This is a genomic window from Amycolatopsis sp. PS_44_ISF1 (assembly GCF_032335455.1).
Lineage (GTDB): Bacteria > Actinomycetota > Actinomycetes > Mycobacteriales > Pseudonocardiaceae > Amycolatopsis.
This window is the reverse complement of the sequence record NZ_JANUXO010000004.1, coordinates 536340-556271: the sequence shown is the minus strand read 5'-3', so window position 1 is coordinate 556271 and position 19932 is coordinate 536340. Positions and strand designations below refer to the sequence as shown.

The window sequence follows — 19932 nt, the reverse complement described above, 5'->3', positions numbered from 1 at the left end:
GCTCAGCTCCCCTTGGGCGGCACGAGTTGCAGGTAGACGGTGGTCAGCACCAGGTTCAGCACGAACAGCAGCAGGAAGGTGATGACCACGGACTGGTTCACCGCGTCGCCGACGCCCTTCGGCCCGCCTCGCGGGTTGAGGCCGCGGTAGGAGGCGACCACGGCCGCCACGAAGCCGAAGATCAGCGCCTTGATCTCGCTGATCCACAGGTCCGGGAGCTGGGCCAGCGCGGAGAAGCTGGCCAGGTACGCCCCCGGGGTGCCGCCCTGCATGATGACGTTGAAGAAGTAGCCGCCCAGCACGCCGACCACGCTGACCATGCCGTTGAGGAACACCGAAACGCCCATCGCGGCCAGCACGCGCGGCACGATCAGGCGCTGGATCGGCGAGACGCCGAGCACCTCCATCGCGTCGATCTCCTCGCGGATGGTGCGCGAACCCAGGTCCGCGCACATCGCGCTGCCGCCTGCCCCCGCGATCAGCAGCGCGGTGACGATGGGGCTGGCCTGCTGGATGATCGCCAGCACACTGGCCGCGCCGGTGAACGACTGGGCGCCGATCTGCGTGGTCAGCGAGCCGATGTGCAGCGCGATCACCGCGCCGAACGGCACCGAGACCAGCGCCGTGGGCAGGATCGAGACGCTCGCGATGAACCAGAACTGCTGCACCAGCTCCCGGAACTGGAACGGGCGGCGGAAGCTCAGCCGCACCACGTCGAGGGCCAGCGCGTAGAGCCGGCCGGTCTGCCGGACCGCGGCGGCCCCCGGGAACTGCGTCGCCATCCGAGCCTCCCAGCATTCTCCGGGCGCGGTGAACTCACCCGTGAGACGCCTTTCCGGCTGGTCCGAATGGCGGACGCGCTTGCCGGGCGAATGGTTTCCGGGTATTACCGTGCTGTTTCGTTACTGGTCGGTACGCTAACCACGGCCCCGCTCGGAGACAAGAACTTGTGTCTGGTTGCGGGGTCACGGCCTGGTAACCGCGAAATTCTTGTGGACTTCTGACAAAGGTGGCTGATCTTGTTGTCAGAGGTGGAAAAGAAAAATCCCGGCCCGTGGCGGGGCCGGGATTTGTTGAGCACTGGTCAATTCTTCAGGTCGGCCACGATCTCGTAGGACCGCAGCCGGTCGGCGTGGCCGTGGACCATCGTGGTGACCATCAGCTCGTCCGCGCCGGTGTCGGAGAGCAGCTGCTCCAGTCCCTTGCGGACGGTCTCGGGCGAGCCGATGATGCCGGAGCCGAAGCGTTCGGCGAGGAACGCGCGGTCCATCTCGGTGTACGGGTACCCGGCGGCTTCCTCGGGCGTGGGCAACGCGATGGGGCGGCCGCGGCGCAGGCTGAGGAAGGTCAGCCCGCTCGGGCCGGCCAGGAACTGCGCGCGCTCGTCGGTCTCGGCCGCGACCACGGAGACCCCGAGCATCACGTACGGCTCGGCGAGCGCGTCGGAGGGCCGGAAGTTCTCGCGGTAGAGCCGCACCGCGGGCAGCGTGTTCTCGGCGGCGAAGTGGTGCGCGAAGGAGAACGGCAGGCCCAGGCGCCCGGCGAGCTGGGCGCTGAAGCCGGACGAGCCGAGCAGCCACACCGGCGGCTTGTTGCCTTCGGCCGCCACGGCGTTGACCCCGCGGGCCGGGTCGGGCTCGAAGTAGCCGATGAGCTCCAGCAGCTGCTCGGGGAAGTTCTCGGCGGACAGCCCGCCGGGCCCGCGCAGCGCGAGCGCCGTCCGCTGGTCGGTGCCGGGCGCCCGGCCGAGGCCGAGGTCGATCCGGCCGGGGTGGAACGCCTCCAGCGTGCCGAACTGCTCGGCCACCACGAGCGGCGCGTGGTTCGGCAGCATGATGCCCCCGGACCCGACGCGGATGGTCTCGGTGGCGTCGGCCACGTGCCCGATCATCACCACGGTGGCCGAACTCGCGATGCCCGGCATGTTGTGGTGCTCGGCGAGCCAGTAGCGGTGGTAGCCCAGCCGCTCGGCGTGGCGGGCCAGGTCGAGCGTGTTGCGCAGGGTCTCGGCCACCCCCCTCCCGTCCGAGACGGGGGCGAGGTCGAGCACGGACAGCGGGACGTCAGGCAGGGAACTCACAGTCGGCGTAACGCGCGAGGGGGCGGTTCCCTTCCCGGAGCGGTCCGGGTCCCGCCCGGCCTTCAGCCCTCCGGCAGCCAGTCCGGGTTCGAGGCCAGCACGACGAGCTGCTGGGTGGCCCGGGTCAGCGCCACGTACAGCACCCTTCGCCCGGTGGTCGACTCCGTCACCAGCTCCATCGGCTCGACCAGGACCACCGCGTCGTACTCCAGCCCCTTCGAGTCCAGGCTGCCGACCACCTTCAGCCGCTCGTCCGCGGTGGCGGCGAACCAGGAAGTGACCTCCGGCACCCGTGCCATCGCCGTGATCACGCCCACAGTGCCCTCGACGGAGCCCATCAGCTCCTTCACCGCGCCCTGCGTCGCCGCCTCCATGCCCGCGCGTTCGACCGGGCGAACCTCCGGGGTGATGCCCGTTCGACGCACCGCGTGCGGCAGTTCGCCGGCCTCCGCGTGGCCGACCACCACCTTCGCGGCCAGGTCGAAGATCTCCGCGGAGTTGCGGTAGTTGGTGCGCAGCGTGTAGCGGCGGTGGGCGGTCTTGGGGCCGAAGGCCTGCTCGCGCGCGGACGCGGCTTCGGCCGGGTCCGGCCACGAGCTCTGCACCGGGTCGCCGACCACGGTCCAGCTCGCGTACTTGCCGCGGCGGCCGACCATGCGCCACTGCATCGGCGAGAGGTCCTGGGACTCGTCCACGACCACGTGCGAGTACTCGTCGTAGTGCTCCGGGCGGTGGGTCGCCCCGGTTCCGCCGCGGCGCTCCGGCTCCGCTTCCAGCACCGTCTGGCGCCGGCGGCGCTTCGGCTCCGGGCCGATCAGCACGCGCAGCTCGTCCAGCAGCGCGACGTCGGCCACCGACCAGCCGCGTGAGCGGTCCGCGAGGTCCGCGGCCAGCATGGTGATCTCGCCGCGGTTGAGCACCCCCTTGGCCGCCGCCGCGAGGCGCTTCTCCTCGCCCAGCCACTTCAGGATCTGCGCCGGGTACAGCACCGGCCACCAGACGACCAGGAAGCGGTGGAACTCGATGCGCTCGCCCAGGTCGGTGACCAGGTCGGCGCGGTCGAACTGACGGCCGTCCTCCTTCGCGTACCCCTCGGCCTTCGTGGCCAACGCGTCCAGAAGCAGCTCCGCCACCCGTACGCGCGAACGGTTCGGCGGCGCGCCCTGCGTGTGGGCCTTCCGGCGTACCTTCTCCAGCTCGCGCTCCGAGAGCTTCAGCACCTCACCGCGGTAGACCATCCGCAGTTCCTCCGGCGCCTCCGGCGGGATGTCACGCAACGCCCGCAGCAGCACCCGCCGCATCCGCAGCGAGCCCTTCACCGCGGCCAGCGGCGAGCTGTCCTGACGCACCGCCTCGAGCCCGTCCAGCACTTCGCCGAGCGCGCGCAGCTCGACGTTCGTCTCGCCCATCGACGGCAACACGCGGGAGATGTAGGAGGTGAACACCCCGGACGGCCCGATCACGAGCACGCCGGCGCCGCCCAGCTGACGGCGGTGGCGGTAGAGCAGGTACGCCGCGCGGTGCAGGGCCACGGCCGTCTTGCCGGTGCCCGGCCCGCCGGTGATCTCGGTGACCCCGCGCCACGGCGCGCGGATCACCTCGTCCTGCTCCTTCTGGATGGTGGCGACGATGTCGCGCATCTTCTCGCCGCGTGACCGGCCCAGCGCGGCCATCAGCGCACCTTCGCCGACGATCTGCATGTCCTCGGGCACGGCGTCGGCGATCAGCACGTCGTCGTCCACGTCCAGCACGCTCGACCCGGAGCAGCGGATCACGCGGCGGCGCACCACGTCCATCGGTTCCTCGGCCGTGGCCTGGTAGAACGCGGCGGCGGCGGGGGCCCGCCAGTCGGTCACCAGGTTGTCGAACTCGGCGTCGCGGATGCCCAGGCGGCCGACGTAGACCAGCTCGCCGTCGCGGTGGTCGAGCCGGCCGAAGACCAGGCCCTCGTACTCCGCGTCGAGCGTCTGCAGGGTCTGGTTCGCGTGGTGGACCATCATGTCGCGCTCGAAGAGCATCGACGCCTGCTCGAAGATGGCCTCGCGCTGGGCGCCCTGCCCGATTTCGTAGCCCTTCGTGCGCATCGCCTCGGCCTGGACCTTCAGCGCCGCGAGCTGGGTGTACACCCGGTCCACGTGCGCCTGCTCCACGGCGATCTCAGCCCGCCTGACCCGGGGTTCGGACACGCATCGCTCCTCGAAGACTCTCGATCGCCCCATCAAGGCGAAGGACGACTCTACGCGTTGCGCGCGCGTGGTTCAGCACGTCCTGCCCAACACCACATCCCGGGACTCGGCGAAGATGGGGGAGTGACGAGGATCGTGGCCGGGAAGGCGGGCGGGCGGCGGCTGAAGGTGCCGCCCCGAGGGACCCGCCCGACGTCCGAACGGGTGCGGGAAGCCCTGTTCAACGCCCTGGACGTGGCGGGAGAGCTGGACGGCGCGCGAGTGCTCGACCTCTACGCGGGCTCCGGCGCCCTCGGCCTCGAAGCCCTCTCCCGAGGTGCGGCCGACGCGTGGTTCGTCGAGGCCGACCGGAGGGCGGCCGACGTGCTTCGCGGGAACATCGCCGACGTGGGTCTCGGCGGCACCGTGCGCGCGGCGCCGGTCGAAGCCGTGGTCGCCGCTCCGGCGCCCCTGCCGTTCGACCTGGTGCTGGCCGACCCGCCGTACGCCGTGGACGCCACGGCGCTCGGCCGAATGCTGACCGCGCTCGGCGAAGGCGGTTGGCTCGGCGAAGGCGCACTGGTGGTGATCGAACGGGCCGCTCGCGACGGCGCGCCCGGCTGGCCCCCCGGCTTCACGCCGACGCGTGAAAAGCGTTACGGCGACACCGCTCTGCACTGGGCGGAATTCGAGGCCCGGTCCTCGGGTGTGACGCAGTAGTCACGAGGTGCGCGCGGGCCCGCCCGGCTTGGTAGCGTCCGCCGCATGCGGCGTGCGGTCTGTCCCGGCTCCTACGATCCGGCCACCAACGGACACCTCGACATCATCGAGCGGGCCTCCCTCCTCTTCGACGAGGTCGTCGTGGCGGTGGGGGTGAACAAGAGCAAGAAGGGCCTGTTCGAGGTCGAGGAGCGCATGGAGATGCTGCGCCTGATCACCGCGAAGCTGCCCAACGTGCGCATCGACTCGTGGCAGGGCCTGCTCGTGGACTACTGCCGCGAGAACGACATCGTGGCCGTGGCCAAGGGGCTGCGCTCGGTCAGCGACTTCGACTACGAGCTGCAGATGGCGCAGATGAACCGCGAGCTCACCGGGCTCGAAACCCTGCTGATGGCCAACAACCCGGCCTACGGATTCGTCTCCAGCTCGCTGGTGAAGGAGGTCTCGGCCCTCGGCGGCGACATCGAGGCCCTCGTCCCGCCGGTGGTGTTCGAGCGGCTCAAGCAGGTCTTCCCGAAGGCGGGCTGACCGGCCGGGCCACCGGATCCGCCGGACGCCGTGGGAACCGCCCGGCATCGGGAGGACTGCCCGGCACTGGAATTGCCCAGCTCCGGGAAGCTGCTTAGCTCCGAGAAGCCGCACGGCGCGGGGGTAGTCGCACAGCGCGGGGAAGCTGCCCGGAACACGGCCGATCGACCGGAAACCGTGCAGCGCCCGGAATCGGTCGAGCAACCCCAGACCTGCGGGCGTCGTGACCGCAGCCCGGTATGGTCCTCCGGGCCGCCCCTCCGGCGGGCGACCTCACCCGATCGGGCGCCGACCATCGTCGGGACTTCGGCCGTCTGCCCTGAGTGTTCACTTGGTGGTGTCTCCGCGACCATTCGATCGGGCTACGGTCCGAAAATGACCAACCATCGTTCCCGTTTAGCTGGTGTCCTTTTCGCACTGCTGGTCGGTTTCCTGGGGTTCGCGACGGCCGCGCAAGCCGCTCCGGCCACCCCGGCCGGCCCGGCGGCGTCCGCCTCGCCCGCCTCGGTCCGGCAGAACTCCTGCGGTGACCTCTCGGGCTTCTCGCACAAGGCGCTTTTTTCGCTGCCGGCCGAGGCGACGACCACGTACAACCTGATCCAGAAGGGTGGCCCGTACCCGTACCCGAAGAACGACGGCGTCGTCTTCGACAACCGCGAGGGCATCCTGCCGTCCTGCGCCTCCTCGTACTACCACGAGTACACCGTGCCGACGCCCGGCGCGAGCAACCGCGGCACGCGCCGGATCATCACCGGGCGGGGCGGCGAGTACTTCTACACCGGCGACCACTACGCGACGTTCAGCGTGATCGACGTCGACGGCGGCGGCAGCACCGCGGCCTGCGGCGACCTGTCGAAGCTGTCCGAGGTCGGCTACTCCACCCTGTCGGCGGCCGCGAAGAAGGTCGTGGACACGGTCAAGGGCGGCGCTTCCACCGGCACCACCTACGAGAACCGCGAGGGCGTCCTCCCGGCCTGCGCAGCGGGCTACTACCAGCTGTTCCCGGTGGGCACCGACGACCGCGTGATCAGGGGCAAGGCCGGCGAGCTGGCCTACACCCCGGACCACTACGCCACGTTCGAGGCGATCGACCTCGACTCCTGACCCGGCCGGTCCGCCGGTGCCGTCCCGGAGCGGCACCGGCGGTCTTCCGCGCGAACAGGACACGCCCAGCCCGGCGCGCGTTCACCGGTTCGGCCGCCGCAGCGGGCAGACTGGACCTCAGCGAACGGGGAATTCTGCTTGAGGGAGTGGCCGTGTACCGGGTTTTCGAGGCACTCGACGAGCTCGTCACGATCGTCGAAGAGGCGCGTGGGGTGCCCATGACGTCCAGTTGCGTGGTGCCCCGTGGCGATGTCCTCGAACTGCTCGACGACGTCCGCGACGCCCTGCCGGGCGAGGTCGACGACGCCCAGGACGTGCTCGACAAGCGCGACGACGTGCTGCACGCGGCCCGCAAGGAGGCCGGCGAGACCGTCTCCGGGGCCAACGCGGAAGCCGAGCGCACGCTGAACGACGCGACGGCGGAGGCCGAGCGCATCCTGGCCGACGCCCGTGACCGCGCCGAGCAGATGCTGGGCGACGCGCACAACGAGGCCGAGCGCATGGTGGCCGGCGGGCAGGCCGAGTACCAGAACCTGACCGAGCGCTCCCGCGCCGAGTCCGAGCGGATGATCCAGGCCGGGCGCGACGCCTACGACCGCGCCATCGAGGACGGCCGGGCCGAGCAGGTCCGCCTGGTCTCCCAGACCGAGGTGGTGCAGGCCGCGCACGCCGAGTCGGCCCGCATCGTGGACGAGGCGCACGCCGAGGCCGAGCGCCAGCGCGGCGAGTGCGACGTCTACGTGGACGGCAAGCTGGCGGAGTTCTCCGAGCTGCTGGCGACCACCCTGCGGACGGTCGACTCGGGCCGCAACCACCTGCGCTCCCCGGCCAACCTCGGCGGCGGCGGGCGTCCCACGCTGTACGACTACCAGGTCTGACCACCGGGTCCGGCCCCGTCGGAAACCGGCGCGGGCCCTCGCCAGGGGTCTGGGCCCGGCCAGCGTGAACGGGCCCGCGGACCCTTGCGTACCCTGGTCACCGATGTCTGAGAACTCTTTGCACCCGGACCGGCCTGCGCAGCTCGACGACCGCAGCCCCTGGGTGATCGACACCCGTGAGCTGGGCCGGCGGGCCGGCCTCAGCCGTGAGGTGCGCCGCACCGTCCCGGTCGAGGTCGCGCTCGGCGTGCCCGGCGTGATTTCCATCGAGGCGGGCTCCGCCGTCGAGCTGGACCTGCTGCTCGAGTCCGTGGTCGAAGGCGTGCTGGTCAGCGGGACGGCCTCGGCCACCGCGAACGGCGCGTGCGCCCGCTGCCTCGACCCGGTGACCGAGCTGGTCGAGGTCGACCTCACCGAGCTGTTCGCCTACCCGGGCTCGGCCACCGAGGAGACCACCGACGAGGACGAGATCCCCCGCCTGGTCGACGACCGGATCGACCTGGAGCCGACCGTCCGCGACGCCGTGGTGCTGGCGCTCCCGCTCGCGCCGCTGTGCCAGGAGGACTGCGCCGGGCTGTGCACCGAATGCGGGGTCAAGTGGGCCGATCTCGAGCCCGGACACGGGCATGAGAAGATAGATCCTCGGTGGGCCGCGCTCGTTGATCGATTCGACGACGAGAACGCGGGCGATAAGCCTGCGCACGGCTCCGGAGAGCAAGCCTGACGAGCGTCCAGCTCGATCCGGGAGAAGAAAGTTCGCTCGCCAGGCGCGAGCAGACCGTTTTAAGGAGATCTACTCGTGGCCGTCCCGAAGCGGAAGATGTCGCGATCCAACACGCGCTCCCGCCGCAGCCAGTGGAAGGCGGCTCCGGTTCAGCTGGTGCCCTGCTCCAACCGCGCCTGCCGCCAGCCCAAGCTCCAGCACATCGCGTGCCCAGCGTGCGGCCAGCACAACGGCCGCCAGGTCGTCGAGCCCGCCTGATCGGGCAGCCGGACATGGGGGGCAAGCCGACCGGTGGCGCACCGGCGGATCCCGCATCCTTGCTCGAAGCGCTCGGGGTCGAAATCGACCCCGAGCTGCTTCGGCTGTCCTTGACCCATCGCTCGTACGCCTACGAGAACGGTGGCCTGCCGCCGAACGAGCGGCTCGAGTTCCTGGGCGACGCGGTGCTGGGGCTGGTCGTCACCGACCACCTCTACACCACGCACCCCGACCTGCCCGAGGGGCAGCTCGCGAAGCTGCGGGCCAGCGTGGTCAACATGCACGCGCTGGCCGGTGTCTCCCGCGCCCTCGGTGAGGGTGGTCTCGGCGCGCACCTGCTGCTGGGCAAGGGCGAGGAGCTGACCGGTGGCCGCGACAAGGCGAGCATCCTGGCCGACGGCCTCGAGGCCGTGATCGGCGCGGTGTACCTGGCGCACGGGATCGAGATCGCCCGCAAGCTGGTGCACCACCTGTTCGACGGGCTGCTCGCCGAGGCCCCGCTGCGCGGCGCGGGCCTCGACTGGAAGACCAGCCTGCAGGAGCTCACGGCGTCGGCCGGGCGCGGCGTGCCCGAGTACCGCGTCGAAGACACCGGACCGGACCACCGCAAGGAGTTCACGGCCACGGTGTTCATCGGCGGCCGTCCCCTGGGCCACGGTTCCGGCACCACGAAGAAGGAAGCCGAGCAAAAAGCGGCCGAGACGGCCTGGCAGGCGCTTTCCGCGGAGCTGAGCACCGAGGGCGAAAGCCAGGGCCGGCCCGCGACCGAAGGCTGAGCCCCGCCGCTGTTTCTTCCGCCGCGCCTGATGCGACTCCCGGTCCCGGGTGGTCGCGTCGGGCTTTCGGCGTTTCCGGGACCGGGTGCGGGGGCCGGCGGGGGTTTGCCGTCCGGACCCCGGTCAGACCACCTGCAACTGGCCGCCGTCCACGATCAGCTCGCTGCCGGTGATGTAGCTCGCGCCGTCCGAGGCCAGGAAGACCACCATCGCGGCGATCTCCTCCGGCTCGCCGAGCCGGCCCAGCGGGATGCCGCCGATGGCCGCGATGAAGGCGCTTCTCGCCGTTTCGTAGTCCATACCCGCCTTCGCGGCCATTTCCGCGAGTCCGGATTCGACCAGCGGAGTCCGGGTCAGGCCGGGGGACACCCGGTTGACGCGCACGCCTTTGCTCGCCACCGCGGTGGCCAAGGTCTTGCTGTACGTCGAAAGCGCCGCCTTCGAAGCGGCGTAGTCCACGCCGAAGGGCTGGGGAAACCGGTTCACCGTGGACGTCACGTGCACCACCAGCCCCGAGCCGCGTTCGATCATGCCCGGCACCAGCTCGCGGTCCAGCCGGACCGCGCTGAGCAGGTTCGTCTCCAGCGCGGCCAGCCAGTCCTCGTCGCCCGCCGACAACGGGCCTTCGAGGTGGGCCTTGCTCGTGCCGACGTTGTCGACCAGCACGTCGACGCCGCCGAGCAGCCGCTCCGCCTCGCGCGCCAGGCGGGTCAGGTCCGCGGGGTCTCGGGCGTCGGCCGCGATGAAGCGGACGCCGTCGGGCAGTTCGGCCTCGGTGCGCGCGCTGGCCAGCACGGTCGCGCCCGCCCGGGCGAACCCCTGCACCACCGCCAGCCCGATCCCGCGGGTCCCGCCCGTCACCAGTACCCGCTTGCCGCTCAGTCCGCTTTCCTCAGCCATACCGGAGAGCGTAGTGACGGCGCCCGCTCCGGAACTGTCGCACCCGGCGGGCAGAATGACACCATGCCTGAACTACCCGAGGTGGAGGTCGTCCGCGCCGGCCTCCAGGCCCACGCCGCCGGCCGCACCGTGAGCAAGGTCGAAGTGCTGCACCCGCGCGCCATCCGGCGGCACGGGCCGGGGGCCGAGGACTTCACCGGCCGGCTCGCCGGAGTGCGCATCGAGGCCGCCCGCCGCCGCGGGAAGTACCTGTGGCTGGAGCTCTCCGACGGCGAGGCCGTGCTGGCCCACCTCGGCATGAGCGGCCAGATGCTGGTGCAGCCCGAGGGCGCGCCGGACGAGAAGCACCTGCGCGTGCGCTTCCGGTTCGCCGACGACGGGCCGGAGCTGAGGTTCGTCGACCAGCGCACGTTCGGCGGGCTGGCCCTCGACGAGCTGGTGACCGACGACGACGAGCGGCTGCCCGGCACCATCGCGCACATCGCGCGCGACCCGATGGACCCGAGGTTCGATCCGGCGGCGGCCGCGCGGGCGCTGCGCTCGCGGCGCACGGAGATCAAGCGCGCGCTGCTGGACCAGACGCTCGTGTCCGGGGTGGGCAACATCTACGCCGACGAGGCGCTCTGGCGATCGAAGCTGCACGGTTCGCGGCCGGCGGACAAGCTCACCGCCGCGCAGGGCCGCGCGCTGGTCACGGCGGCCACCGAGGTGATGGACTCCTCGCTGCAGGCCGGGGGTACCTCGTTCGACGCGTTGTACGTCAACGTGAACGGGCAGTCGGGGTACTTCTCCCGCTCGCTCGACGCGTACGGCCAGGAAGGGCTGCCGTGCCGCCGGTGCGGGACGGCGATCCGCCGCGAACCGTTCATGAACCGCTCCTCCTACTCCTGCCCACGCTGTCAGCCGAGGCCGCGCAGCTCGCGTTGATGCATTCGCCGAGGACGTAAACTAGGATGAATGGCAGCAGAAGGGGGCGGGGCATGGTGGCCACGGAGTCCGGCAAGACTTCGCTTTCCGGCAAGATCGATCAGTTGTTCCACGTGGTGCGCCGGCCCGACCGTGAGCAGTACAGCCACGAGGAGGTGGCCCGCGCCTGCCGGGAGGCGACGGGGGAGAGCTTCTCCACCACCTACCTCTGGCAACTGCGCACGGGGCGTCGCGACAATCCCACGAAGCGTCATCTCGAGGCTCTCGCCCAGTTCTTCGGCGTGCCTCCGGCATACTTCTTCGACGACGAGCAGAGCGTGAAGATCGCCGAGGAGCTGGCCCTCCTGGGTGCGCTGCGCGACGCCGGGGTCCGCGACGTGGCCCTGCGCGCGGTCACGCTCTCGTCCGACGGGCTCGACACGATCAGCGACATGATCGACGCGATCGCGCGGAGGGAGGCCGGCCGCGGCGGTGCGCAGAAGGAGGGCTGAACGGTGCCGGACCGGCAGCGTGAGCAGCTGTGGCGGAGGTGTCGCCGGCTGGCCGAGACGGCCGCGCTGCCCGAGCCGTTCGACTCCGAGCGCTTCGTGGCGGGCATCGCCGCCGAACGGGGCCGGCCCATCGAGCTGATGCCGGTGAACACCCCGTCGGGCGGGCCCTGCGGTCTGCTGATGAGCACCGAGCGAGCCGATTACCTCCTCTACCCGACGAACACCACGGCACTGCACCGACGGCACATCCTGCTGCACGAGGTCGGGCACCTGCTGTGCGGTCACCTCGGCTCCGACGCGGGCGCGGACGGCGCGGCCATCGATTCCGCCATCGGCCGCCGGCTGATGCCCAGCCTGCCGGCGGAGCTCGTCCGCCGGGTGCTGGGCCGGACCACGTACACGGCGGTCGAAGAACAGGAAGCCGAGCTGGTCGCGTCGCTCATCGCGCAGCGCGTGGCCCGCGGCTCGGGCTCCCGGCCGGCGGTCGAGGCCGACGAGAGCAGCGGCTTCGCCGGTGGGATGGCCCGGATGGACAACCTGTTCGGCGGCAAGCCGCGCCGCCACCACCCGTGAGCGAGACCCTGGCGTACCTGGCCTGCGTGCTCGGGTTCGCCGGTTTCAGCGCCAAGCTGCTGGAGGCCGGGCGCGACCAGCCGGCGAAACGGCTCTGGTACCTGTCCGGCTTCGGTATCTGCATCGCGCTGGGGATCACCGTGAGCACGGCCGCGATGGACGCCCTGACCGGGCATTCGCCGTGGTACGCCCAGTTCGCGACGTTCGCCGGCGACGCGCTGAAGATCGGCGCGATCGGGTTCACCGTCGCTTTCGCTCGCTCGATGCGCCTGGGCGACGGCGCGAAGCTCGGCTGGCACGCGGTGGTGACGTGGGTGGCGCTGCTGGCGGAGGCCGTGCTGTTCGTCCGGGCCTCGCCGGTCCGGTCCGGCGCCTACACGTACGCGGCCTCAGCGGGGCGGCCGTACTACTTCGCGTACGAGGTGGTGTTCATCCTCTACGGCGTGCCGAGCCTGGTCCTGCTGGCGGTGACCTTCGCGAGCTTCGCCTCGCGCGCCCGGGGAGGTTCGCTTCGGCTGGGGCTGTGGCTGATCTTCTCGGGCGTGGTCGCGGCGGTGGCGTGGACGCTGTGGGACCTTGACGACCTCCGCACAGTCATGCGGATCGGCCGCGTCGACGCGACGGACGACCTGCCGTCGGCGGTGCTGGGCGCGGCGTGTGTGGTGCTGTCGGTGGCGGGTGCGACGCTGTCGGCGTGGGGGCCGTCCCTCGCCGCGCCGGTGCGCTGGCTGCGCGCGTACCGCGGCTACCGGCGGATCGAGCCACTGTGGACAGTCCTGCGCGACGCCGTGCCGGGAATCGCCCTCGATCCGGCGCGTGGGTACGGCGGGGTCGAGTTCGCCTTGTACCGCCGCGTGATCGAAATTCGCGACGGGCACCTCGCGCTGCGCCCGTACTTCGACCCGCACCTGCCCGCGCGGGTGGAGGCGCTCGCGCGGCGCTCGGGGGTGCCGGCGGCGGACCTGGTGGTGACCACTGAAGCCGCGGCGCTGGCCGCCGCCCTCGTTGCGAGCGAAGCGGGACACCGTTACCAGCCCGACGACGCCGAAGGACCGGCCGGCGAGCCCGTCGACGCGGACGTCCTGGCCGAGGCGGCCTGGCTGGTGCGGGTGACGCGGGCGTGGCGGCATTCGGCGGTGGTGCGCCAGGTTCGCGGCGAGGCCCAGCGGGAGCTGGGCGTCACGGCCTGAGGCGTCAGCAGGTCTCCATCGGGGCTCCGCTGTGCGCACTACTGCGCTATGCGTGGTACCGTTTCAAGCGTAGGACTGGAGGGCGTCGTGGAGATCAGTCAGCTGCTCAAGGGAGTGCTGGACCTGGCGGTGCTGGCGGTGCTGCGCGAAGAGGACGGGTACGGCTACGACGTGCTGCGAAGGCTTCGCGTGGCCGGCCTGGAGGAAGTGGGCGACGCGTCGGTGTACGGGACGCTGCGCCGGCTGTACAAGGCCGGGCTGTTGACCTCGTACGTGGTGCCGAGCGAGGAAGGCCCGCACCGCAAGTACTACAGCCTGAACGAGCCGGGCCGGACGCGGCTCGCCGAATCGGGGAAGACGTGGCAGAGCTTCGCGTCGACGATGAACGATCTGCTGGGGGAGGCGGCTTGAGCGCGCGAAGTCCTCACCGGGCCCCGCGAACCCGCACCGCCACCGGCCGGGGGCCGGTGGCCCGAGTGACACAGGAGGCAGCATGAGTACGGAGAAGCCCACCGCTGTGCGGGTGTACCTGGCGAGGGTCCGCACCGCGCTCGCCGACCTGCCCGCGGGGGAGGTCGAAGAGATCCTGGAGGACGTCCGGCCGCACCTGGCCGAAATGGAGACGGAGCTGGGCGCTTCGGCCCGGGTCGAGGCGCTGATCGAGCGGCTGGGCACGCCGGAGAGCTACGCCGCCGAACTGCGGTCGTCCGGGGGCTACCCGTTGCCGCCGGGTGAGGAAGCGGCGACCGCGGTGCTCAAGACGAGCGGGGGCCAGGGCCTGTTCGGGGCGCGCTTCGCCTTGTGGGGCATGGTGTTCTGCGCCGCGGGGCTGGCGCTGCTCGCGTTCGGCGCGGGGGTCTCGGCCGACGCGACCCCGCTGGCGGCCCTGCTCCTGCTGGCGCCGGTTTTCGCGCTGAGCCTGTGGTTCCTGCACCGCCGCGGGGTGGCAGCGGTGCTCGCGCTGCCGGAAGCGGCGTATGTCCGGGACACCGCGCGCAAGTACCGCGAGGACCACAAGGGCAACCGTGCGCTGGAGTACCTCGGCTCGCTCAAACCGGCGTGGTGGGTGGTGTGCGCGGTGGTACTGGTGGCGTTCGGGCTGTTCATGATGGCACGGCACTCGTACTCGCTGCTGGTGCTGCTGTTCATGGTCGCGGCGGCGGCCGCGGTGGTCTGGGCCGGTCCGCGCACCGGCGCCGACCGCCGGCTGCTGTGGCTCGTGATCCCCATCTCGGCCTTCGTGATCGGCGGCGGCCTCGGCGGGTTCGGCCGGGTGATCGACCGGGCCGGCCCGTTCTCGAGCCAGTCGGGCACCTCGCCGTACACCACCGCGTACTCCTCCTCGGACCAGTACGGCAACGACCAGCTCCGCTACGGCGCCGAGGAGCTGAAGAACGTCTACGCGTTCGACACCGAAGGCAAGCCGCTCACCGACGTGTACCTGTACGACGAACACGGCCGCCCGATCACCATCACCCGCTACGGCTGCGAGCAGGACACCGGCGAGGAAGCCCGACGCGGCGAGGACAACCGCTTCCCGCGCCCCCAGCTGGTTCAGGGCACGATGGACTCGCGGGGCAACCTCGACGGCTACAACGGCTACCGGGGCTACTGCCACGAGGTGACGGGCGTCCCGTTCGCGGCAGCCGTCCCCAAGCCGAGCCCGGTGCCCTCCCGTACTCCGTCCGGGACTCCTTCGAGTACCCCGTCGAGTGCTTCGGCCACGTCGGCCAGTCCTGCTCCGCCCACGAGGTAGAGCCGCGCGGGAACGGGGGAGCAGAGGTCGGGGCTGCTCACCTTCGGACGCAATCGCCGAGGCCGAGGGGTTCCCAGCCGGGTGGGCACGGCGGTGGGCCGTAGGCGATCGAGAAGTACACGGTCAGCGCGAGGATCAGGACCAGGGCGGGAAGGCCGTACCGGCGCCACCATCGCCACAGGCACGGACGCCGGCCGCAGAGGGGGAGCGCGCCCTCCCACGGGATCGAGCGGTGGGTGCAGGTCGGCTTGAACCCGCGGCGGCGGGTGGGGCTCACCGGCAGTGGCAGGACATTCCGCAGGTGCGGCAGATGGTGCGCCGCCCATGCTTCTCGATGCAGGTGCACGCGTGGTCGAAGCCGGGTGCCCGGCCGCTCGGCGGCGGGACGAGTGCTGGTCGGTGCTGCGGTCTGGGCACGGTTGCCGCCTCCCCGGGGGAACGGCGCTGGTAGCGGCGCCGTGGCGACAGGGTCAGCGTCGGCAGTGGGTGACGGAAGTCGCTCGAGTGGGGGCAGCGGAAAGCCCGGGCCACCGGCACAGGACCGGGGGCCCGGGCTCAAGGGGTGAACGTCAGTGCAGCAGGCCCGAGCGGGCCGACAGGTCGGCCAGGAGAGCACGGCCCTTTTCCGCGTTGCGGGGCTGGGAGAGCACGTCGTAGCGCTGGGCGACGAGCTGGCTCTGGGAGACGAAACCGCGCTTGTTGCGGTTCGCCGCGTAGCCCAGGGCGCCGAACAGCAGGTTGAAGCCGACGCCCGCGACCAGGCCCAGCAGGATGGGGATCAGGCCGGCGCCCGGGTTCATCAGGCTGAGGACCAGTCCGAGGAACAGGCCGAACACCGCACCGGACGCGGCCGCGCTGCCGAGCAGCTTGCCCCAGGTCATCCGGCCCGCGATGCGTTCGACCAGCATCGGCTGGACGCCCACGATCGTCACGTCGGTGACCGGGAAGTCCGTGCTCGCGAGGTGGTCGACCGCGAGCTGGGCCTGCTCGTAGGACTCGTAGGAGCCGATCGGCCAGCCGGTCGGCATGGTCGGGAGCTGGGGCCGGGCCTGGGCCCGGCCCGCCGTGGTCTGCGTGAATGCTTCTGTCATCCCTCTCACCTCTCTTGCCCCGTACAACGCCAGTGAGGGCGAGTTTGGTCCCATTCCACCACGATTCACAGATTCTTCTCAGCCGGGCAACCCGGACATACACGGCAGAAGTTCAATGGCTCAAAAAAGTACCTTTGACTGGATTGACCTCACCGGGACGACCCGGTAGGAAGAACCCGCAAAGGATCGGATCCAAACCTTTGGACGGTGCGATGGCAAGCAGGCGTGGCTTCCTCACCCTCGAGGCGCTCCGGGAGCAGGTCGAGGCGGGCGCGATCGACACCGTGCTCGTGGCGATCACCGACATGCAGGGCCGGCTCCAGGGCAAGCGCTGCTCGGCCGAGTACTTCCTCGAAGAGGTGGCCGGCCACGCCACCGAGGCGTGCAACTACCTGCTCGCCGTGGACGTCGACATGAACACCGTCGACGGGTACGCCATCTCGTCGTGGGAGAGCGGTTACGGCGACTTCGTGCTCCGGCCCGACTTCGCCACGCTGCGCCGGGTGCCGTGGCAGGAGGGCACGGCGATGGTGCTCGCCGACGTCGAGCGGGTGCAGGGCGGGCCGGTCGCCGTCTCGCCGCGGCAGGTGCTGCGCCGCCAGCTCGACCGGCTGGCCGAGCGAGGGCTGGCCGCGTTCGTGGGCACCGAGCTGGAGTTCATCGTCTTCGACGACAGCTACGAGGCCGCCTGGGACCAGCGCTACCACGGCCTCAAGCCCGCCAACCAGTACAACGTGGACTACTCCATGCTCGGCACCGCGCGCCTCGAGCCGCTGCTGCGCCGCATCCGCAACGACATGGCGGGCGCCGGGCTGTACCCGGAGTCGGCCAAGGGCGAGTGCAACCTGGGCCAGCAGGAGATCGCGTTCCGCTTCGCCGACGCGCTCACCACCTGCGACAACCACAGCGTCTACAAGAACGGCGCCAAGGAGATCGCCGCGCAGGAGGGCAAGAGCCTCACCTTCATGGCGAAGTACGACGAGCGCGAGGGCAACTCCTGCCACATCCACATCAGCCTCCGCTCGGCCGAAGGCGGGTCCGTGCTGGCGGGCGACGGCGAGCACGGTTTCACGCCGCTGATGGAGCACTTCCTCGCCGGGCAACTGGCGGCGCTGCGCCAGCTGACCTACTTCCTGGCCCCGAACATCAACTCCTACAAGCGGTTCGTGCCCGGCAGCTTCGCGCCGACCGCCGTCGCCTGGGGCACCGACAACCGAACCTGCGCCCTGCGCGTGGTGGGGCACGGCGAATCCCTGCGGGTGGAGAACCGGGTGCCGGGCGGCGACGTCAACCCGTACCTGGCCGTGGCCGCGCTGATCGCCGCCGGGCTGCACGGCATCGAGCACGCACTGCCGCTGGAGCCGGAATTCACCGGAAACGCCTACTCCTCGGCCAAGCCGACCGTGCCGGCCACCCTGGGCGAGGCCGCCGAAACGCTGGCGGCCAGCGAGATCGCGCGCGCCGCGTTCGGCGAGGACGTGGTGGAGCACTACCTGAACGCCGCCCGGATCGAGCGGGAGGCGTTCGAGCGGGCCGTCACCGACTGGGAGCGGGTCCGTGGCTTCGAACGGCTCTGAAGCTTCCACCCGCGCCCCGGTCATCGGCCTCACCAGCTACCTGGAGCAGGCCGGGTTCCTGGCCTGGAACACCGAGGCCGCGCTGCTGCACCGGGTGTACCTCGACTGCGTGGTGGCCGCGGGCGGCGTCCCGGTGCTGCTGCCGCCGGTCAGCCCGGCGCACGACCGGCTGATCTCCACTGTGGACGGTCTGGTGCTGACCGGGGGCGCCGACGTGGACCCGGCGCGGTACGGCCGCGATCCCCACGCACTCACCCGCTCCCGGCCCGGGCGCGACGCCTTCGAGTTCGGTCTGCTCGCCGCCGCGCGACGGGCGGACGTGCCGGTGCTCGGGGTGTGCCGCGGCCTGCAGGTGATCAACGTCGCGCTCGGCGGGACGCTGGTGCAGCACCTGCCGGAGACCGTCGGGGACACCGCGCACCAGCCCGCGCCCGCGGTCTTCGGACCCGGCGCCGTCTCGCTCACCGAGGGCAGCCGGGCGGCCGCGATCCTCGGTCCGGAGACGAAAACCCTGTGCTACCACCACCAGGCGATCGACCGGCTCGGCGACGGGCTGATCGCCACCGGGCACGCGGCCGACGGCACGATCGAGGCGGCCGAACTGGCGGGCGCGGGCTTCCTGCTCGGCGTCCAATGGCACCCGGAGCAGGACACCGACGACGTCCGGCTGTTCCAGGCCCTGGTCGAAGCAGCGAGGGAGAAGTGATGGCAGTGCCCGATCCCGCCTCGGCGGGAAGGAGTGCGTCGGCGGTGCCCGATTCCGCCTCCGCGGGAAAGAGTGCGTCGGCGATGTCTGATTCCGCCTCCGCGGGAAAGCGCCCGTCGGGGGGGTTCGACGTGGTCAACCCCGCCACCGAGCAGGTGGTGCGGACGGTCGCGCAGACCAGCGCCGAGGAGACCGACGCGGCCATCGCCCGGGCGCAGGCGGCCTTCCCGGCCTGGCGGGACGTGGCCCCGGGGGACCGGGCGCGGCTGCTGCGCCGGTCCGCCGACGCCGTCGAGGGGGACCTCGAGCACCTCGCGCGGCTGGAGGTGGCCAACTCCGGGCACACCATCGGCAACGCGCGGTGGGAGGCGGGCAACGTCCGCGACGTGCTGAACTACTACTCGGCCACCCCGGAACGCCTGATCGGGCAGCAGATCCCGGTACCGGGCGGGGTGAACGTCACCTTCCACGAGCCGCTGGGCGTGGTCGGGGTGATCGTGCCGTGGAACTTCCCGATGCCGATCGCCGGCTGGGGGTTCGCGCCCGCGCTCGCCGCCGGCAACACCGTGGTGCTCAAACCGGCCGAGCTGACCCCGCTGACGGCGCTGCGGCTGGCCGAGCTGGCCCGCGAAGCCGGCCTCCCCGAGGACGTCTTCCAGGTGCTGCCGGGCCAGGGCTCCGTGGTCGGCCGGCGGTTCGTCGAGCACCGGAGCGTGCGCAAGGTCGTGTTCACCGGCTCCACCGAGGTCGGCAAGCAGATCATGGCGGGCTGCTCGGCCCAGGTGAAGCGGGTGACGCTGGAGCTGGGCGGGAAGAACGCGAACGTCGTGTTCGCCGACGCCGACCTGGAGCAGGCCGCCGCCACCGCGCCGTACGGGGTGTTCGACAACGCGGGCCAGGACTGCTGCGCCCGTTCGCTGATCCTGGTCCAGTCCGGTGTGTACGACCGGTTCATGGAGCTGCTCGAACCGGCCGTGCGCGGGGTCGTGGTCGGCGATCCGGGCGACGAGCAGACCGAGATGGGCCCGCTGATCTCGGCCGCGCACCACGCGAAGGTCTCCTCCTACGTCACCGGGGACACCCCGGTCGCCTTCCGCGGCCGCGCGCCGGACGGGCCGGGGTACTGGTTCGCGCCGACCGTGGTCACCCCGCCGGACCTGGCCGACCCGCTCGCCGCCGACGAGATCTTCGGGCCGGTGGTCGCGGTGGTCCCGTTCACCGACGAGGCCGCCGCCGTGCGGATGGCGAACCGCACGGAGTACGGCCTGTCCGGCTCGATCTGGACCCGCGACGTCGGGCGGGCCTTCCGCGTCGCGCGCGGGATCGAGGCGGGCAACCTGTCGGTGAACTCGCACTCCTCGGTGCGGTACTGGACGCCGTTCGGCGGGTTCAAGCAGTCCGGGCTCGGCCGCGAGCTGGGCCCGGACGCCGCGGCCGCGTTCACCGAGACCAAGAACGTTTTCCTGAGCACGGGAGAGTAGGCGAAGA

22 protein-coding genes are annotated in these 19932 nt (G+C 71.4%); 16 read left to right on the top strand and 6 right to left on the bottom strand.

Annotation, left to right across the window (positions count from 1 at the left end; all coding sequences use genetic code 11):
- Nucleotides 1-2 precede the first annotated feature (2 nt).
- The 3 genes from NYF13_RS32450 to NYF13_RS32440 all read right to left on the bottom strand — a co-directional run bounded on the left by NYF13_RS32450 (nt 3) and on the right by NYF13_RS32440 (nt 4266).
- Nucleotides 3-782 (bottom strand): ABC transporter permease, encoded by a 780-nt coding sequence (locus tag NYF13_RS32450; protein WP_315661742.1) that lies wholly within the window; start codon nt 780-782, stop codon nt 3-5.
- A gap of 302 nt (nt 783-1084) precedes the next feature.
- A complete protein-coding gene (locus NYF13_RS32445; RefSeq protein ID WP_315661741.1) occupies nt 1085-2080 on the bottom strand; it encodes an LLM class flavin-dependent oxidoreductase in 996 nt (331 codons plus the stop codon).
- Between the two features lie 62 nt (nt 2081-2142).
- Entirely contained in the window at nt 2143-4266 is a 2124-nt protein-coding gene (locus NYF13_RS32440; protein ID WP_315661740.1) for an ATP-binding domain-containing protein, read from the bottom strand.
- Between the two features lie 123 nt (nt 4267-4389).
- Here NYF13_RS32440 and rsmD point away from each other — a divergent pair, with 123 nt between their 5' ends.
- The 7 genes from rsmD to rnc all read left to right on the top strand — a co-directional run bounded on the left by rsmD (nt 4390) and on the right by rnc (nt 9233).
- On the top strand, nt 4390-4965 hold the full coding sequence (gene rsmD, locus NYF13_RS32435) for a 16S rRNA (guanine(966)-N(2))-methyltransferase RsmD (protein WP_315661739.1): 576 nt from the start codon (nt 4390-4392) through the stop codon (nt 4963-4965).
- A gap of 45 nt (nt 4966-5010) precedes the next feature.
- Nucleotides 5011-5493, top strand: a complete 483-nt coding sequence (gene coaD, locus NYF13_RS32430; protein ID WP_315661738.1) for a pantetheine-phosphate adenylyltransferase — start codon at nt 5011-5013, stop codon at nt 5491-5493.
- Between the two features lie 375 nt (nt 5494-5868).
- Nucleotides 5869-6597 (top strand): ribonuclease domain-containing protein, encoded by a 729-nt coding sequence (locus NYF13_RS32425; RefSeq protein ID WP_315661737.1) that lies wholly within the window; start codon nt 5869-5871, stop codon nt 6595-6597.
- Between the two features lie 152 nt (nt 6598-6749).
- On the top strand, nt 6750-7475 hold the full coding sequence (locus NYF13_RS32420; protein ID WP_315661736.1) for a DivIVA domain-containing protein: 726 nt from the start codon (nt 6750-6752) through the stop codon (nt 7473-7475).
- 103 nt (nt 7476-7578) lie between these two features.
- Complete coding sequence (locus tag NYF13_RS32415; RefSeq protein ID WP_315661735.1) at nt 7579-8199, top strand: YceD family protein; 621 nt, start codon at nt 7579-7581, stop codon at nt 8197-8199.
- 75 nt (nt 8200-8274) lie between these two features.
- Nucleotides 8275-8457, top strand: coding sequence for a 50S ribosomal protein L32 (rpmF, locus tag NYF13_RS32410; RefSeq protein WP_020661787.1), 183 nt, complete (start codon nt 8275-8277; stop codon nt 8455-8457).
- Between the two features lie 14 nt (nt 8458-8471).
- Complete coding sequence (rnc, locus tag NYF13_RS32405) at nt 8472-9233, top strand: ribonuclease III (protein WP_315661734.1); 762 nt, start codon at nt 8472-8474, stop codon at nt 9231-9233.
- Between the two features lie 123 nt (nt 9234-9356).
- Here the strand turns inward: rnc and NYF13_RS32400 are convergent, their stop codons facing one another.
- Nucleotides 9357-10133: an oxidoreductase gene (locus tag NYF13_RS32400; protein ID WP_315661733.1), complete on the bottom strand. Its 777-nt coding sequence runs from the start codon at nt 10131-10133 to the stop codon at nt 9357-9359.
- 63 nt (nt 10134-10196) lie between these two features.
- Here NYF13_RS32400 and mutM point away from each other — a divergent pair, with 63 nt between their 5' ends.
- The 6 genes from mutM to NYF13_RS32370 all read left to right on the top strand — a co-directional run bounded on the left by mutM (nt 10197) and on the right by NYF13_RS32370 (nt 15070).
- A complete protein-coding gene (mutM, locus tag NYF13_RS32395) occupies nt 10197-11060 on the top strand; it encodes a bifunctional DNA-formamidopyrimidine glycosylase/DNA-(apurinic or apyrimidinic site) lyase (protein WP_315661732.1) in 864 nt (287 codons plus the stop codon).
- 53 nt (nt 11061-11113) lie between these two features.
- Complete coding sequence (locus NYF13_RS32390) at nt 11114-11551, top strand: helix-turn-helix domain-containing protein (protein ID WP_177231612.1); 438 nt, start codon at nt 11114-11116, stop codon at nt 11549-11551.
- A 3-nt stretch (nt 11552-11554) separates the two neighbouring features.
- The gene (locus NYF13_RS32385) at nt 11555-12124 is read left to right on the top strand and encodes a hypothetical protein (RefSeq protein WP_315661731.1); all 570 of its coding nucleotides are present in this window, start codon (nt 11555-11557) and stop codon (nt 12122-12124) included.
- Nucleotides 12121-13314, top strand: a complete 1194-nt coding sequence (locus tag NYF13_RS32380) for an MAB_1171c family putative transporter (RefSeq protein ID WP_315661730.1) — start codon at nt 12121-12123, stop codon at nt 13312-13314. The genes NYF13_RS32385 and NYF13_RS32380 overlap by 4 nt, the downstream gene beginning before the upstream one ends.
- Before the next feature lie 87 nt (nt 13315-13401).
- The gene (locus NYF13_RS32375) at nt 13402-13725 is read left to right on the top strand and encodes a PadR family transcriptional regulator (protein WP_315661729.1); all 324 of its coding nucleotides are present in this window, start codon (nt 13402-13404) and stop codon (nt 13723-13725) included.
- Nucleotides 13726-13807: 82 nt separating this feature from the next.
- Entirely contained in the window at nt 13808-15070 is a 1263-nt protein-coding gene (locus tag NYF13_RS32370; RefSeq protein ID WP_315661728.1) for an HAAS signaling domain-containing protein, read from the top strand.
- 37 nt (nt 15071-15107) lie between these two features.
- Here NYF13_RS32370 and NYF13_RS32365 read toward each other — a convergent pair whose 3' ends face one another.
- Nucleotides 15108-15347 (bottom strand): hypothetical protein, encoded by a 240-nt coding sequence (locus NYF13_RS32365; protein WP_315661727.1) that lies wholly within the window; start codon nt 15345-15347, stop codon nt 15108-15110.
- Between the two features lie 292 nt (nt 15348-15639).
- Nucleotides 15640-16161 carry a general stress protein gene (locus NYF13_RS32360; protein ID WP_315661726.1) on the bottom strand — a complete coding sequence of 174 codons (522 nt, stop codon included), beginning with the start codon at nt 16159-16161 and terminating at the stop codon, nt 15640-15642.
- A 212-nt stretch (nt 16162-16373) separates the two neighbouring features.
- Between NYF13_RS32360 and NYF13_RS32355 the strand changes: the two genes are divergently transcribed.
- From NYF13_RS32355 to NYF13_RS32345, 3 genes are all read left to right on the top strand, one after another.
- The gene (locus NYF13_RS32355) at nt 16374-17738 is read left to right on the top strand and encodes a glutamine synthetase family protein (RefSeq protein ID WP_315661725.1); all 1365 of its coding nucleotides are present in this window, start codon (nt 16374-16376) and stop codon (nt 17736-17738) included.
- Nucleotides 17719-18444 carry a gamma-glutamyl-gamma-aminobutyrate hydrolase family protein gene (locus tag NYF13_RS32350; RefSeq protein ID WP_315661724.1) on the top strand — a complete coding sequence of 242 codons (726 nt, stop codon included), beginning with the start codon at nt 17719-17721 and terminating at the stop codon, nt 18442-18444. The genes NYF13_RS32355 and NYF13_RS32350 overlap by 20 nt, the downstream gene beginning before the upstream one ends.
- Nucleotides 18445-18527: 83 nt before the next feature.
- Nucleotides 18528-19925, top strand: a complete 1398-nt coding sequence (locus tag NYF13_RS32345) for an aldehyde dehydrogenase family protein (protein WP_315661723.1) — start codon at nt 18528-18530, stop codon at nt 19923-19925.
- Nucleotides 19926-19932: the final 7 nt, after the last annotated feature.

Coding starts and splice junctions, on each gene's coding strand:
- NYF13_RS32450 (WP_315661742.1), bottom strand. CDS start 782: ATGGCGACGCAGTTCCCGGGGGCCGCCGCGGTCCGGCAGACCGGCCGG.
- coaD (WP_315661738.1), top strand. CDS start 5,011: ATGCGGCGTGCGGTCTGTCCCGGCTCCTACGATCCGGCCACCAACGGA.
- NYF13_RS32425 (WP_315661737.1), top strand. CDS start 5,869: ATGACCAACCATCGTTCCCGTTTAGCTGGTGTCCTTTTCGCACTGCTG.
- NYF13_RS32415 (WP_315661735.1), top strand. CDS start 7,579: ATGTCTGAGAACTCTTTGCACCCGGACCGGCCTGCGCAGCTCGACGAC.
- rnc (WP_315661734.1), top strand. CDS start 8,472: ATGGGGGGCAAGCCGACCGGTGGCGCACCGGCGGATCCCGCATCCTTG.
- NYF13_RS32400 (WP_315661733.1), bottom strand. CDS start 10,133: ATGGCTGAGGAAAGCGGACTGAGCGGCAAGCGGGTACTGGTGACGGGC.
- mutM (WP_315661732.1), top strand. CDS start 10,197: ATGCCTGAACTACCCGAGGTGGAGGTCGTCCGCGCCGGCCTCCAGGCC.
- NYF13_RS32390 (WP_177231612.1), top strand. CDS start 11,114: ATGGTGGCCACGGAGTCCGGCAAGACTTCGCTTTCCGGCAAGATCGAT.
- NYF13_RS32370 (WP_315661728.1), top strand. CDS start 13,808: ATGAGTACGGAGAAGCCCACCGCTGTGCGGGTGTACCTGGCGAGGGTC.
- NYF13_RS32360 (WP_315661726.1), bottom strand. CDS start 16,161: ATGACAGAAGCATTCACGCAGACCACGGCGGGCCGGGCCCAGGCCCGG.
- NYF13_RS32355 (WP_315661725.1), top strand. CDS start 16,374: ATGGCAAGCAGGCGTGGCTTCCTCACCCTCGAGGCGCTCCGGGAGCAG.
- NYF13_RS32345 (WP_315661723.1), top strand. CDS start 18,528: ATGTCTGATTCCGCCTCCGCGGGAAAGCGCCCGTCGGGGGGGTTCGAC.